The organism is Nocardioides sp. zg-1308 (assembly GCF_013155375.1).
Taxonomy (GTDB): domain Bacteria; phylum Actinomycetota; class Actinomycetes; order Propionibacteriales; family Nocardioidaceae; genus Nocardioides; species Nocardioides renjunii.
In genome coordinates this window covers 1,195,122-1,207,249 of sequence record NZ_JABJQY010000002.1, presented here as the reverse complement: position 1 = coordinate 1,207,249, position 12,128 = coordinate 1,195,122, and the positions used below count along the sequence as shown (strand labels likewise).

The 12,128-nt window shown below is 72.9% G+C and carries 11 protein-coding genes and 1 tRNA gene; 9 read left to right on the top strand and 3 right to left on the bottom strand.

The genetic code is table 11. From position 1 onward, the window contains the following. Window positions 1–133 precede the first annotated feature (133 nt). Window positions 134–904 (top strand): DeoR/GlpR family DNA-binding transcription regulator, encoded by a 771-nt coding sequence (locus tag HN031_RS07570; RefSeq protein WP_172268433.1) that lies wholly within the window; start codon window positions 134–136, stop codon window positions 902–904. Window positions 905–911: 7 nt separating this feature from the next. Here the strand turns inward: HN031_RS07570 and HN031_RS07565 are convergent, their stop codons facing one another. Both HN031_RS07565 and HN031_RS07560 read right to left on the bottom strand, forming a co-directional pair. After that, window positions 912–1,589, bottom strand: coding sequence for an NUDIX domain-containing protein (locus tag HN031_RS07565; RefSeq protein WP_172268430.1), 678 nt, complete (start codon window positions 1,587–1,589; stop codon window positions 912–914). Between the two features lie 110 nt (window positions 1,590–1,699). Next, a tRNA-Leu gene (locus HN031_RS07560) sits at window positions 1,700–1,785 on the bottom strand. A gap of 221 nt (window positions 1,786–2,006) precedes the next feature. Between HN031_RS07560 and HN031_RS07555 the strand changes: the two genes are divergently transcribed. From HN031_RS07555 to pknB, 7 genes are read left to right on the top strand one after another with little or no spacing between them, the layout of a single operon-like run. After that, a complete protein-coding gene (locus HN031_RS07555; protein WP_172268427.1) occupies window positions 2,007–2,723 on the top strand; it encodes a DUF3662 and FHA domain-containing protein in 717 nt (238 codons plus the stop codon). Continuing rightward, window positions 2,716–3,201 carry an FHA domain-containing protein gene (locus HN031_RS07550; protein ID WP_172268424.1) on the top strand — a complete coding sequence of 162 codons (486 nt, stop codon included), beginning with the start codon at window positions 2,716–2,718 and terminating at the stop codon, window positions 3,199–3,201. The genes HN031_RS07555 and HN031_RS07550 overlap by 8 nt, the downstream gene beginning before the upstream one ends. After that, entirely contained in the window at window positions 3,201–4,448 is a 1,248-nt protein-coding gene (locus HN031_RS07545; RefSeq protein ID WP_172268421.1) for a PP2C family serine/threonine-protein phosphatase, read from the top strand. Before HN031_RS07550 ends, HN031_RS07545 begins: the two co-directional genes overlap by 1 nt. Before the next feature lie 13 nt (window positions 4,449–4,461). Further along, entirely contained in the window at window positions 4,462–5,868 is a 1,407-nt protein-coding gene (locus tag HN031_RS07540; protein WP_172268418.1) for an FtsW/RodA/SpoVE family cell cycle protein, read from the top strand. Then, window positions 5,865–7,325, top strand: a complete 1,461-nt coding sequence (locus HN031_RS07535; RefSeq protein WP_172268415.1) for a penicillin-binding transpeptidase domain-containing protein — start codon at window positions 5,865–5,867, stop codon at window positions 7,323–7,325. Before HN031_RS07540 ends, HN031_RS07535 begins: the two co-directional genes overlap by 4 nt. Further along, the gene (locus tag HN031_RS22255; RefSeq protein WP_172268412.1) at window positions 7,322–8,866 is read left to right on the top strand and encodes a serine/threonine protein kinase; all 1,545 of its coding nucleotides are present in this window, start codon (window positions 7,322–7,324) and stop codon (window positions 8,864–8,866) included. The genes HN031_RS07535 and HN031_RS22255 overlap by 4 nt, the downstream gene beginning before the upstream one ends. After that, window positions 8,863–10,701: a Stk1 family PASTA domain-containing Ser/Thr kinase gene (pknB, locus tag HN031_RS07525; protein ID WP_172268409.1), complete on the top strand. Its 1,839-nt coding sequence runs from the start codon at window positions 8,863–8,865 to the stop codon at window positions 10,699–10,701. The genes HN031_RS22255 and pknB overlap by 4 nt, the downstream gene beginning before the upstream one ends. Here the strand turns inward: pknB and HN031_RS07520 are convergent. Continuing rightward, window positions 10,673–11,425, bottom strand: a complete 753-nt coding sequence (locus HN031_RS07520) for a DUF881 domain-containing protein (RefSeq protein ID WP_172268406.1) — start codon at window positions 11,423–11,425, stop codon at window positions 10,673–10,675. The genes pknB and HN031_RS07520 overlap by 29 nt on opposite strands. On the opposite strand from HN031_RS07520, the gene HN031_RS07515 reads away from it, so the two are divergent. Further along, window positions 11,361–11,972: a cell division protein CrgA gene (locus HN031_RS07515; RefSeq protein ID WP_322423702.1), complete on the top strand. Its 612-nt coding sequence runs from the start codon at window positions 11,361–11,363 to the stop codon at window positions 11,970–11,972. The two genes, HN031_RS07520 and HN031_RS07515, sit on opposite strands and share 65 nt — an antisense overlap. Window positions 11,973–12,128 lie beyond the last annotated feature (156 nt).

Sequence of the window (12,128 nt, the reverse complement as noted above, 5' to 3'; positions counted from 1 at the left end):
GTCCCGGCGGTCCCCGGATATCCGGTGACTCCAGACACCGGAGCCCCCGCGTCCCGCCACCGCGCTCCGCCGGCCACCCGTGCGGGAGACTGACCCGCGAGGCAGGGCGCCGGGCACCGACGGGAGGCAACGCATGCTGGTCGCACAACGGCGGGACTTCCTGCTCGCCCGCCTGCGGGACGAGGGGCGGGTCGTGGCCAAGGACGTCGCGGCGGAGCTCGGCGTCACCGAGGACGCCGTACGACGCGACCTGCGCGAGCTGGCCGCGGCCGGGCTGTGCCAGCGGGTCTACGGCGGCGCGCTGCCCGTCTCGCCGGCGGTCGGCGACTACGCCGCCCGGGGCAGCGTCGCGACCGACAGCAAGCGGCGCGTCGCGGCCGCCGCCGTGGCCCTGGTGCCGTCCGGGTCGACCGTGCTCCTCGACGGCGGCACGACCGCGCTGGAGGTGGCCCGGGCGCTCCCCGCGGACCTCGCCGTGACCGTGGTGACCCACAGCGTCACCGTCGCGGCGGCCCTGGTCGAGCACCCCACCGCCGAGGTGGTCGTGCTGGGTGGCCGGCTCTTCAAGCACTCGGCCGTCACGTCCGGGGCCGCGGCAGCCGAGGCCGCGGCGGCGGTCTCCGCCGACCTGTTCTTCCTCGGCGTCACGGGCGTGCACCCCGAGGCCGGGCTCACCACGGGGGACGCAGACGAGGCCGCGATGAAGCGGCTGCTCGCCGACCGAGCCGCCGAGACCTACGTGCTGGCGAGCGTGGAGAAGATGGGCGCCGCCTCCCCGTTCGGCGTGCTCGCCCTGGACCGGGTCGCCGGCGTCATCACCGACGCGTCCGCGGACTCCCGCACCGTCCGCGAGCTGGTGGCCCTCGGCGTGCCGGTGGTGGACGCCGGGGCTGGTTTCGCCTGAGGGGCGGTCAGCGCCGAGCGAAGGGCCCCGACAGAGCCGCCCATTGCAGCAGCAGGACGGTCTTGGCGTCGGCGATGTCGCCGCCCACCCGGGCGAGCGCGTCGTCGACGTCGAGCTCGAGCACCTCGATGTCCTCCCCCTCGTCGGCCAGCCCGCCGCCGGCGCCGGTGCGGTCGGCCGGCGTGTAGGGAGCGGCGTAGAAGTGCAGGCGCTCGGTGACCGACCCGGGGCTCATCCAGAGGTCGAACACGGGTGTCACCTCCCCGACCGTGACCCCGAGCTCCTCCGCGGTCTCGCGGCGGATCGCCGTCAGCGGGTCGTCGTCGTCGAGCAGGCCCGCCGCGGTCTCGACGAACATGCCGTCGGGGTGCCCGTTGACGTAGACCGGGAACCGGAACTGCCGGGTCAGCAGCACCGTGCGCCGGTCGCGGTCGTGCAGGAGGATCGTGGCGCCGTTGCCCCGGTCGTACGTCTCCCGCTGCTGCGTGCTCCACCGTCCGTGGGAGTCGCGGTAGTCGAACGTCGTGCGCCGCAGCACGTGCCACCCGGCGGCCAGCAGCTCGACGTCGCGGACCACCACGTCGGGGTTGCCGCCGAGGCCGCGCCCGACCCGGTCGAGGCCGGTGCGGCCACGCGCGTCGGGGACGTCGATCCCGGGCCGGCCCCTCGCGTCTGTCTGCTCCATGGTCGGAAGTGTACAGAAACGTGGACAAACGCGCATCAGCATTGATCGGCGGCGTCGGCGCACCGCTCGGAGAACGACGAAGGCCCCGGGGTGACCCGGGGCCTTCGCAGTGGTGCGCGAGGGGGGATTTGAACCCCCACGCCCTTTCGGACACTGCGACCTGAACGCAGCGCGTCTGCCGTTCCGCCACTCGCGCGTGAAGCGGGGCTCAGGCTACCCCAAGCCCGCGGGACGCTCCCAATCGGCTGGCGGGCGTCGACGGAGCCACCCGTACGGCCGCCCACACGGCCACCCCCACGGCGGGGCGGTGCCCGCACCTGCCCGTACGCGGCCGGTACGGTTGGCCGCACCGACCGGGCGGTGGCTGATGCCTGCCCACCACGACGAGACGTCACCGCGAGGAGAGGAGGCCTGAGGATGAACCCCCTGCAACGCTTCGAGCAGCGGCTGGAGTCCGCCATCTCCGGGGTCTTCGCCCGCGCCTTCCGCAGCGCCGTGCAGCCGGTGGAGATCGCCGCCGCGCTGCAGCGCGAGTGCGACAACAACGCCCAGGTGCTCAGCCGCCAGCGACGCCTGGTGCCCAACGACTTCCACGTCGAGCTGTCGGCCACCGACCTCGAGCGCATCGTCGGCCTGGGGCGGGCGCTCGAGCAGGACCTCGTCGACCAGCTGCAGGACCACGCCGACGCGCAGGGCTACGTCTTCACCGGCCCGATCTCGATCGCCTTCGAGCCCGCCGAGGACCTCACCACCGGTCGCTTCCGGATCCGCAGCAAGGCGCAGGCGAGCGTGACCGACAACGACCACCGCACGCGGACCCGGTCCTCCCACGCCACGCTCGAGGTCAACGGGACCCGCCACCCGCTGCGCCCGCCCGGCCTGGTGATCGGCCGCGGCACCGAGGCCGACCTGCGCATCAACGACCCCGGCGTCAGCCGGCGCCACCTCGAGCTGGAGGTCAGCATCGACGGCGTCGAGGCGGTCGACCTCGGCTCGACCAACGGCATCCTGGTCGACGGCACCAAGGTCGCCCGCGCCCGCCTGCGCGACGGCTCGACGATCAAGATCGGGCACACCGAGATGACGGTCCGCATCGACGGCGGACGCGACGAGGCCGGGGGATGGAATGTCTGAGCTGACCCTGTTCCTCGTCCGCGTGGCCTTCCTGGCCATCCTCTGGATCTTCGTCCTCTCGGCGATCTCGGTGATCCGCTCCGACATGTTCGGCGCCCGAGTGCCGGAGACAGCGCGCGGCGGCGCGCCCGCGCCCTCCGGTCGCAAGTCCGGCAAGGCCCCCAAGGCCCGCAAGCCCCGCCGCGGCGCCCCCACCCACCTCCTCGTGGTAGACGGCGAGAACAGCGGCATCCGCGCCGAGCTGGCCGACGCGCCCCTCCTCATCGGTCGGGGCAGCGACGCCGCGATCAAGCTCGACGACGACTACGTCTCCACGCGCCACGCCCGGGTCGTCGCCAGCGGCGACGAGTGGTTCGTGGAGGACCTCGGCTCGACCAACGGCACCTACGTCGGCCCCGTCCGGATCACGCAGCCGACCACCATCGGCATCGGCACCCAGGTCCGCGTCGGCAAGACGATCCTGGAGCTGCGCAAGTGATGTACCTCCACTACTCGGCGATCTCGGACGTCGGGCGCGTACGCCGCGAGAACCAGGACAGCGGCTACGCCGGGCCCTGGCTCCTCACCGTCTGCGACGGCGTCGGCGGCGCCGTACGCGGTGACCTCGCCTCGAGCACCGCCGTGCAGGCGCTGCGCAAGCTCGACCAGGAGCCCGACGACGACATCCTCGGCCAGGTCGCCGGCGGCGTGCACCGTGCCGACGACCGGATCGCGGAGCTGGTGGAGGAGGACCCAGCCCTCAACGGCACCTCGACCACCGCGACGATCGCGCTCTTCGACGGCCGCCGCTTCGGCATCGGCCACATCGGCGACAGCCGGGCCTACCTCTACCGCCGCGGCGAGCTGCGCCAGCTCACCCACGACCACACCTTCGTCCAGTCCCTCATCGACGAGGGCCGCATCACCGAGGAGCAGTCGCGGAGCCACCCGCACCGCAACCTCATCCTCAAGGCGCTCGACGGCATCCGCCACGAGGAGCCCGACCTGTTCGAGGTCCCGGCCGAGCCCGGCGACCGCATCTTCATCTGCAGCGACGGCGCCTGCGGCACGCTGGGCCCCGAGCGGATGGCCGACATCCTCTCCACCGGCACCCCCGACTTCGCCGCCGTCGAGATGGTGCGCGCGAGCCTCGAGGCCGGCAGCACCGACAACGTGACCTGCATCGTGGCCGACGTCGCCGAGGAGGCACCCGACCCGGACCTCCAGCCGCTGCTGGTGGGGGCGGCGGCCGACCTGCCGCGGCGGATGCCGCTCGGCGGCGCCGTCGGCGGGCTGTTCCGCGGGCACCGCTCCGGCGACACCGGCGAGATCCCGCCCGTGCCGGCCGACGTGCCGGCTGGAGCCTTCGCCGCCGACCCGATCGACCCCGAGGCCGCCCGCTACGCGCCGCGGCCCCCGGGCCGCTACGCGTGGCTGCGCCGGCTGCTCGTCGCCGCCATCCTGCTCGGCCTGGCCTGGGTCGTCCTCGCAGCGGGGTGGTCGTGGAGCCAGCAGCAGTTCTACGTCGCCGAGCACGACGGCCGGGTCGCGATCTTCCGCGGCATCGACGCCGACCTGCCCGGCCTCTCGCTGTCCCACCCCTACGAGCTCACCGACGTCGACCTCGACCTGCTCAGCGAGATCGACGCCGAAGCGGTGCGTGACGGCATCGAGTCCGACGACCTCGACGACGCCCGGCTGACCGTGGACAACTACGCGGCGCGCCAGGACGTCAGCTCGGAGTGACGGGGGTGAGTCGATGAGCCAGAACGGTGCCCTCATGGGCTTCGTGCACCGGCGCCGCCGGGGCGCGGAGCTGTTCCTGCTCGTCCTGGCGCTGGCCGTCGGGATCGGGGCGTACGCCGCCGTCGGCCTCGGCGTCGAGGGAGTGGTCCCGGCCGACCTGGCCGGCTACGGCGGGTGGCTGACCGCCCTCATCGTGGTCGCCCACGTGACCGTGCGCATCGTCGCGCCCTACGCCGACCCCGTGCTGCTGCCGCTCGTCGCGGCGCTCAACGGCCTCGGCCTCGCCATCCTGCGCCGCCTCGACCTCACCTACGAGGCCAACGGGCTCGACCAGCACACGTTCGCCCGCCAGCAGCTGACCTGGATGACGCTCGGCGTGATCCTCTTCGTCGCCACCCTCGTCCTGCTGCGCGACCACCGCTCCCTGCAGCGGCTCACCTACACCTCCGGCCTGGCCGGCATCCTGCTGCTCATCCTGCCGTTCCTGCCCGTCATCGGCGGCGAGATCAACGGCGCCCGGATCTGGATCAACGTCGCCGGCTTCAGCTTCCAGCCCGGCGAGGTCGCCAAGGTGCTGCTCGTCATCGCCTTCTCCGGCTACCTCGTGCTGCACCGCGACGCCCTGGCGCTCGCGGGGCGGCGGGTGGTCTTCGTCGACCTGCCCCGGGGTCGCGACCTCGGCCCGATCCTGGCGATGTTCGGCGTCTCGATGATGATCCTGGTCCTGCAGAACGACCTCGGGTCGTCGCTGCTGTTCTTCGGGCTGTTCCTCGCCATGCTCTACGTCGCCACCGAGCGGCCCGGCTGGCTGGTCGTCGGCGGACTGCTGTTCGCCGCCGGCGCGCTGGCGGCGTACACCTTCGTCGGCAACGTGCAGAACCGCTTCAACTTCTGGCTGCACCCGATGGACTACTACGAGGCGTCCCCCGGCAGCGGCCAGCTCGTCGAGGCGATGTTCGGCATGGGCTGGGGCGGGCTGATCGGCCGCGGTCTGGGCAACGGCTTCCCGGAGCGGGTGCCGTTCGCCTACTCCGACTTCATCCTCTCCACCGTCGGCGAGGAGCTCGGGCTGACCGCGGTCATGGCGATCGTGCTCTGCTACGGCCTCATCGTGGAGCGGGCGCTGCGCATCGCGCTGATCTCGCGCGACGGCTTCGGCAAGCTGATGGCCCTCGGGCTGGGCGCGATCATCGCGCTGCAGGTGTTCGTCGTCATCGGCGGCGTCACCGGGCTCATCCCGCTGACCGGCCTGACCACCCCGTTCCTCTCCTACGGCGGCTCCTCGCTGGTGGCCAACTGGGTGGTCGTCGCCCTGCTGCTGCGCATCTCCGACCAGGCCCGACGCCCCGCTCCGCGCCTGGACCCGGTCGACGACTCGGTGGCCGACAGCGAGAGCACCCAGGTGGTGAAGCTGCGGTGAACAAGCCCATCCGCGTCGTATCGGTCTTCTGCCTGGTGCTCTTCCTCGCACTCCTGGTCAACTCGACCTACCTGATGTACGTCCGCGCCGACGACCTGTCCGACGACCCGCGCAACCGCCGGGTCGTCACCGCCGCCTACTCGCGCGAGCGCGGCGCGATCCTCGTCGGCAACGACGCGATCGCGCGCAGCGTGCCGTCCGACGACAGGTACGAGTTCCAGCGCACCTACTCCCAGCCGCTCAAGTACGCCCCCGTCACCGGCTACTTCTCCTTCTACGGCCAGACCGGCATCGAGCGGTCGCAGAACGCCGTGCTGTCCGGCGACGACTCGCGGCTGTTCGTCACGCGGCTGGTCGACATGCTCAGCAACAGCGACCCCCAGGGCGGCAACGTCCAGCTGACGATCGACGCCGCTGCACAGGACGCCGCGTGGGAGGGCCTGGAGAACCTGCCGGGCGACGCCCAGGGCGCGGTCGTGGCGCTCGAGCCGACGACCGGACGCGTGCTGGCGATGGCCTCGACGCCGACCTTCGACCCCAACAACCTCGCCTCGCACGACTTCGGGGCGGTGGCCGACCTGAGCAAGGAGCTCAACAACGACCCGCGCCAGCCGCTCATCAACCGCGGCATCGGCACGACGCTGCCGCCGGGGTCGACGTTCAAGCTCGTGACCGCCGCGGCCGCGATCGAGTCGGGCGACTACGACGCCGACTCGATGGTGCCGGGCGGCTTCCGGTTCCAGCTGCCGCAGTCCACCACGTCGGTCGGCAACTACGACGGCGGCGACTGCGGCGGGCGCCGGATCACCCTCACCCAGGCCCTCCAGGTCTCGTGCAACGTGACCTTCCTCAGCCTGGCCAACGAGCTGGGCGTCGAGGCGATGGCCGACCAGGCCGAGGCGTTCGGCTTCAACTCCACCTCGCTCGAGGACCTCGGCGGCCAGGCCACGTCGCTCTACCCCCGCGACATGGACCCGCCGCAGACCGCGCTGTCGGGCATCGGCCAGTCCAACGTGACGGCGACCCCGCTGCAGATGGCGATGGTCGTCGCCGCCATCGCCAACGACGGCGACGTGATGCGCCCCTATGTCGTCGACGAGGTGCGCGCGCCGAACCTCTCGGTGCTCGACCGCACCGACCCCGAGACGATCAGCAAGGCCATCTCCAGCACGACCGCCGACGAGCTGACCCGGATGATGGTGGAGACCGTCAGCTCCGGCACCGCCACGCCGGCGCAGATCCCGGGCGTCGAGGTCGCCGGCAAGACCGGCACCGCGCAGTCCACGCCGGACCGCCCGCCGTACGCCTGGTTCGTCTCCTTCGCCCCGGCCGACGAGCCGCAGGTCGCCGTCGCCGTGCTCGTGCAGTCCAGCGACACCTCCCGCAGCGAGATCGCCGGCGGCCGGCTCGGCGGCCCGATCGCCAAGGCGATCATGGAGGCGGTGATCAGCCAGTGAGCACCCTCTCCCCCGGCGGCCACGTCGACGGCGCCGGCCGCTACGTCCTCGAGTCCCGCATCGCCACCGGCGGCATGGGCGAGGTCTGGGCGGCGCGCGACACCGTCCTCGGGCGCGCGGTCGCGGTCAAGGTCCTCAAGCCGGAGTACGCCGACGACGCGCTCTTCCGCACGCGCTTCGAGACCGAGGCCCGCCACGCCGCTGCGCTCCACCACCCCGGCATCGCGGCCGTCTTCGACTACGGCGCCGGCGCCGCCCCCGACGGGTCCGGCACCCCGCGGCCCTACCTCGTGATGGAGCTCGTCGAGGGCCAGCCGCTCTCGGCGCTGCTGCGACCGGGCGCGCCGCTCGACGCCGCGGCCACGCAGGACCTCCTCGCCCAGGCCGCCGACGCGCTCGGGGTCGCCCACGCCGCCGGCATCGTGCACCGCGACGTCAAGCCGGCCAACCTCATCGTCACCCCCGACCGGCGCGTCAAGGTGACCGACTTCGGCATCGCCCGGGCAGCCGAGGGGATGGCGCTCACCGAGACCGGCCAGGTCCTCGGCACCCCGGCCTACATCTCGCCGGAGCAGGCCGAGGGCCGCACCGCAAGCGCGGCCTCCGACGTCTACTCCCTCGGCGTCGTCGCCTTCGAGTGCCTCGTCGGCCGCAAGCCCTTCGTCGCCGACACCCCGGTCGCCACCGCGATCGCCCACCTCCGCAACCCGGTGCCCGAGCTGCCCGACACGGTGCCCGCCGACCTCGCGCGCGTCGTACGCCGCTCGCTCGCCAAGGCGCCGGAGGACCGGTTCGCCGACGGCTCCGCCTTCGCCGCCGCCCTGCGCGACCCCGCCTCGGTGGACGGCACGGCCACCGTCGCCGCGACCCCGACCGTCGCCGCCGCCCCCGCCACACAGGTCATCCCCGCCGCTGCCCCCGCCGCTGCCCCCGCCGCTGCCCCCGCCGCTGCCACTGGTGCGACCGAGCCCGCGGCGGTCGCCGCGCCGCCACCCGAGCGCGAGCGGCGTACGACGCCGTGGCCGCTCGTCCTCGGCCTCGTGGCCGTCCTGGCCGCCGTGCTGCTGGCCTTCTGGCTCGGCACGCGCGACTCCGACGAGCCCACGGACCCGGCGTCGCAGGACCCGGCTCCGTCCCAGACTCCCGGGGACACCCCGAGCGGGACGCCCACCGGGACACCGACCGACACGCCGTCGGACACCCCGAGCGAGACGCCCACCGAGACGCCCACCGAGACACCGACCGAGACACCGACCGAGACACCCACGGAGACGCCGACCGAGACCGAGCCGGCCACCGTCGAGGTCGACCCGGCCGCGTTCGTCGGGCGGGACGCCAAGGACGTCGAGAAGGATCTGCGCGACCTCGGGCTGACCCCCGAGCGCGTGGAGGTGGCGAATCCCGGTGACCAGCCGGAGGGCGTCGTCGTGTCGGTCGAGCCCAGTGGGGCGCTCCAGGAGGGTGACACGGTGACGGTGAGCTACTGGGCCAAGGTGCCACCGGGTCAGCAGAAGGACGAGGAAGAGGGCGACGAGGGATGACGCAGTCCGATCCGACGCTGATCGGCGGCCGCTACGAGCTCGGGGAGCTGCTCGGCCGGGGCGGGATGGCGGAGGTCCGCAAGGGCAAGGACCTGCGCCTCGGGCGCACCGTGGCGGTCAAGCGGCTGCGCACCGACCTCGCAAGCGACGCCACCTTCCAGGCCCGGTTCCGCCGCGAGGCCCAGTCCTCGGCGTCGCTCAACCACCCCGCCATCGTGTCGACCTACGACACCGGCGAGGAGATGGCCACCGACGGGTCCGGCGTCGCCCAGCCCTACATCGTCATGGAGTGCGTCGAGGGCCGCACGCTGCGCGACATCCTCCGCGAGGGCCGCAAGATCCTGCCCGAGCGGGCCCTGGAGATCACCGCCGGCGTCCTGTCCGCCCTCGACTACAGCCACCGCGCCGGGATCATCCACCGCGACATCAAGCCCGGCAACGTGATGCTCACGCCGACGGGCGACGTCAAGGTGATGGACTTCGGCATCGCGCGCGCCATCTCCGACGCGTCCTCCACGATGACGCAGACCGCGGCCGTCGTCGGCACCGCGCAGTACCTCTCCCCCGAGCAGGCCCGCGGCGAGACCGTCGACTCCCGCTCCGACGTCTACTCGACCGGCTGCATGCTCTACGAGCTGCTGACCGGCCGGCCGCCCTTCGTCGGCGACAGCCCGGTCGCCGTGGCCTACCAGCACGTGCGCGAGCAGGCCGCCCCGCCGTCCGACCTCGACGACCAGCTCGACCCCGAGATCGACGCGATCGTGATGAAGTCCCTCGCCAAGCGCGTCGAGGACCGCTACCAGAGCTCGGCGGCCATGAAGGCAGACATCGAGCGCTACCTCTCCGGCCACCCGATCCAGGCGCCGGCGGTCGTGCCGGCGGCGGAGACGGCGTACGTCGCCGCGGTCCCGCCGGCCGACGCGACCACGACGATGACCTCCGGCCCACCGCCGCGCGAGCCGCAGGAGTCGCGCGGTCGTACGGCCTGGTGGATCCTCGGCGGACTGCTGGCCGTGCTGCTGCTCGGCGCGGGCGCGTGGGCGCTCAACGGGCTGCTGTTCGAGGACTCGCCGGAGCGCCTGCCGGTGCCCAACCTGGTCGGGCTGACCGAGCAGGAGGCGCGGCTGAAGATCGTCGACGCCGGTCTCCGGGTCGGCGAGGTCGACCGCGAGCCGTCGGAGACGGTCGAGGCCGACCTGGTGATCTCGCAGGACCCCAACCGCGACGTCTTCGCCGACCCGGACTCGTCGGTCGACTTCGTGCTCTCGCTCGGCAGGCCCGAGGTCGAGGTGCCCTACGTCGTCGGCACCCTCCGCAAGGACGCGCGCGCCGCGATGATCGAGCAGGGCCTCAAGGTGCGCTTCGAGGAGGAGGACTCCGACGAGCCGCGCAACCAGGTGCTCAGCACCGCGCCGCCCGCCGGCACCTCCGTCGCCGACGGCACCACGATCACGATCGTCTACTCCGACGGCCCCGCGCAGGTGCCGGACGTGCGCGGGCTGCGCCAGGGCGAGGCGGAGCGGACCATCCGCGAGGCCGGCTTCGTGCCCGACGTACGCGTCGACGCGGCGTCGGTCGAGCCGCGGGGCACGGTCGTGGACCAGATCCCGGTGGGCGGCACCGCCGACCAGGGCAGCACGGTGACGATCTTCGTCTCCGCCTTCGTGGAGCCCACCGAGACACCGACCGAGACGCCGACCACGCCGACCGAGACGCCGACCGAGACCCCCACCACGCCGACCGAGACGCCGACGCTCCCGACGGAGACGCCGACCACGCCGACGCCACCGCGGGTCGCTCCCGGGACTACTCCGGGATCGGCGTCGCGTAGGTGAGGTCGAGCAGGCCGGTGTAGGACGGGGCCGTCGCCGTCTCGAGCGGGGTCATGTCCCACGAGACGCCGCCGCCCGGCACGAGCGTGTAGTCGCGGTAGGTCGCGAGGATCGGGTCGGTGGTGAGCTCGGCCTGGATGGCGTCCGGGTCGCCGATGCCGACGATGACGTAGGGCGGGGAGTACGGCAGCCCGTTGAGCGTCACCTGGTTGCCCTCGCACTTGATGCCGGTCGTCGAGATGAGTCGCTGGCCCTGGATGGTGACGGCCGCCGCGCCGGCGTTCCACATGGCATTGGCGACGGCCTGGATGTCCTGCTGGTGCACGACGAGGTCGTTGGGCTCCCCCTCGTAGGCCAGGCGGGCCTCGAGCGGGGCGTCGTCGAGGGTCACCTGCACGGCCGGGCCGGCCATGTCGGTGAGGCCCGCGGGGTCGACGATGGTCGCGATCTCGTCCTGCACCCGGCCGACGGAGCGGTCCCCGAGCTGGGCGCTGAGCGCCTCGACCTCCGCGTTGAGCGCAGCGGCCTGCGCGGTGAGGTCACCGGCCTCGTCGCGCTCGGCACGCACCACCGACGCGAGGTCGGTCAGCCGCCCGGCCCGGAGGTCGAGGCCGTCGCTCTGCTGGGCGCTGACGCCGAAGAGCACCCCGCTGACCAGCACGATGACCGGCGTCGCCACGCGCCAGACGCTGCGGCGTCCGGGGCGATCGTGGGACTCGGGGGGCATGACGACTACGCTAACCCCCCGTCGGGCGCCGCGCCGCCTTGCGACCGGTGCCGCCGAGCGCCGGAGAACCTCCCGCCGAGCCACAGGAGCAGCAGTGTCGAAGTCCCAGACGGTCACCCCCGACGCGAGGAGCACGCTCTTCACCGTCAGGTTCATGATCGCCCTGCTGCTCATGGTGGCCGGCATCGCCTGGCTGGTCTTCTACTACGTCCAGGGCCGCGGCAACCCGCTGGCGGTCCCGCCGGTCCCCGGCAGCCCGAAGGCCGTCTCGGACCTCGGCGACTGGAACTACGCCATCGGCTTCGGCCTGCTCATGCTGGGCCTCATCGTGTCCGCCCACCCCTCCACCCCGCTGGGCCGCGGCCGCGGCGTCGTGGTGGGCATGCTGGCCTGCTTCCTCATCGGCCTGATCTGGATCTGCACCTTCTACGTCTTCTCCGACGACCTCTCCAACCTGTGGGTCTTCAACGACCTCGGGCAGTGGAACCTCGTCGTCGGCATCGCCTTCATGGCGGTGGGCTTCAGCTTTGCCACCAAGTGGGAGTAGGTTCTCCCTCGGCTGGTCGTCACTGACCGGCCGGCACGACTGCACCAGCGCCTCGAGCGGTGAGTGAGGCGCCTTCCTGGGGAAGGGAAGGCGTCTCTCTCACCGCTCGAGTCATTTCGGGGGGCCGTTCGTCGGCTCGCGCGGGATGATCGGCTG

Bases quoted from the DNA above. Each gene is read 5' to 3' on its own strand.
- HN031_RS07570 (WP_172268433.1), top strand. From the start codon at position 134: ATGCTGGTCGCACAACGGCGGGACTTCCTGCTCGCCCGCCTGCGGGAC.
- HN031_RS07565 (WP_172268430.1), bottom strand. From the start codon at position 1,589: ATGGAGCAGACAGACGCGAGGGGCCGGCCCGGGATCGACGTCCCCGAC.
- HN031_RS07555 (WP_172268427.1), top strand. From the start codon at position 2,007: ATGAACCCCCTGCAACGCTTCGAGCAGCGGCTGGAGTCCGCCATCTCC.
- HN031_RS07550 (WP_172268424.1), top strand. From the start codon at position 2,716: ATGTCTGAGCTGACCCTGTTCCTCGTCCGCGTGGCCTTCCTGGCCATC.
- HN031_RS07545 (WP_172268421.1), top strand. From the start codon at position 3,201: ATGTACCTCCACTACTCGGCGATCTCGGACGTCGGGCGCGTACGCCGC.
- HN031_RS07540 (WP_172268418.1), top strand. From the start codon at position 4,462: ATGAGCCAGAACGGTGCCCTCATGGGCTTCGTGCACCGGCGCCGCCGG.
- pknB (WP_172268409.1), top strand. From the start codon at position 8,863: ATGACGCAGTCCGATCCGACGCTGATCGGCGGCCGCTACGAGCTCGGG.
- HN031_RS07515 (WP_322423702.1), top strand. From the start codon at position 11,361: ATGACCGGCGTCGCCACGCGCCAGACGCTGCGGCGTCCGGGGCGATCG.
- HN031_RS07520 (WP_172268406.1), bottom strand. From the start codon at position 11,425: ATGCCCCCCGAGTCCCACGATCGCCCCGGACGCCGCAGCGTCTGGCGC.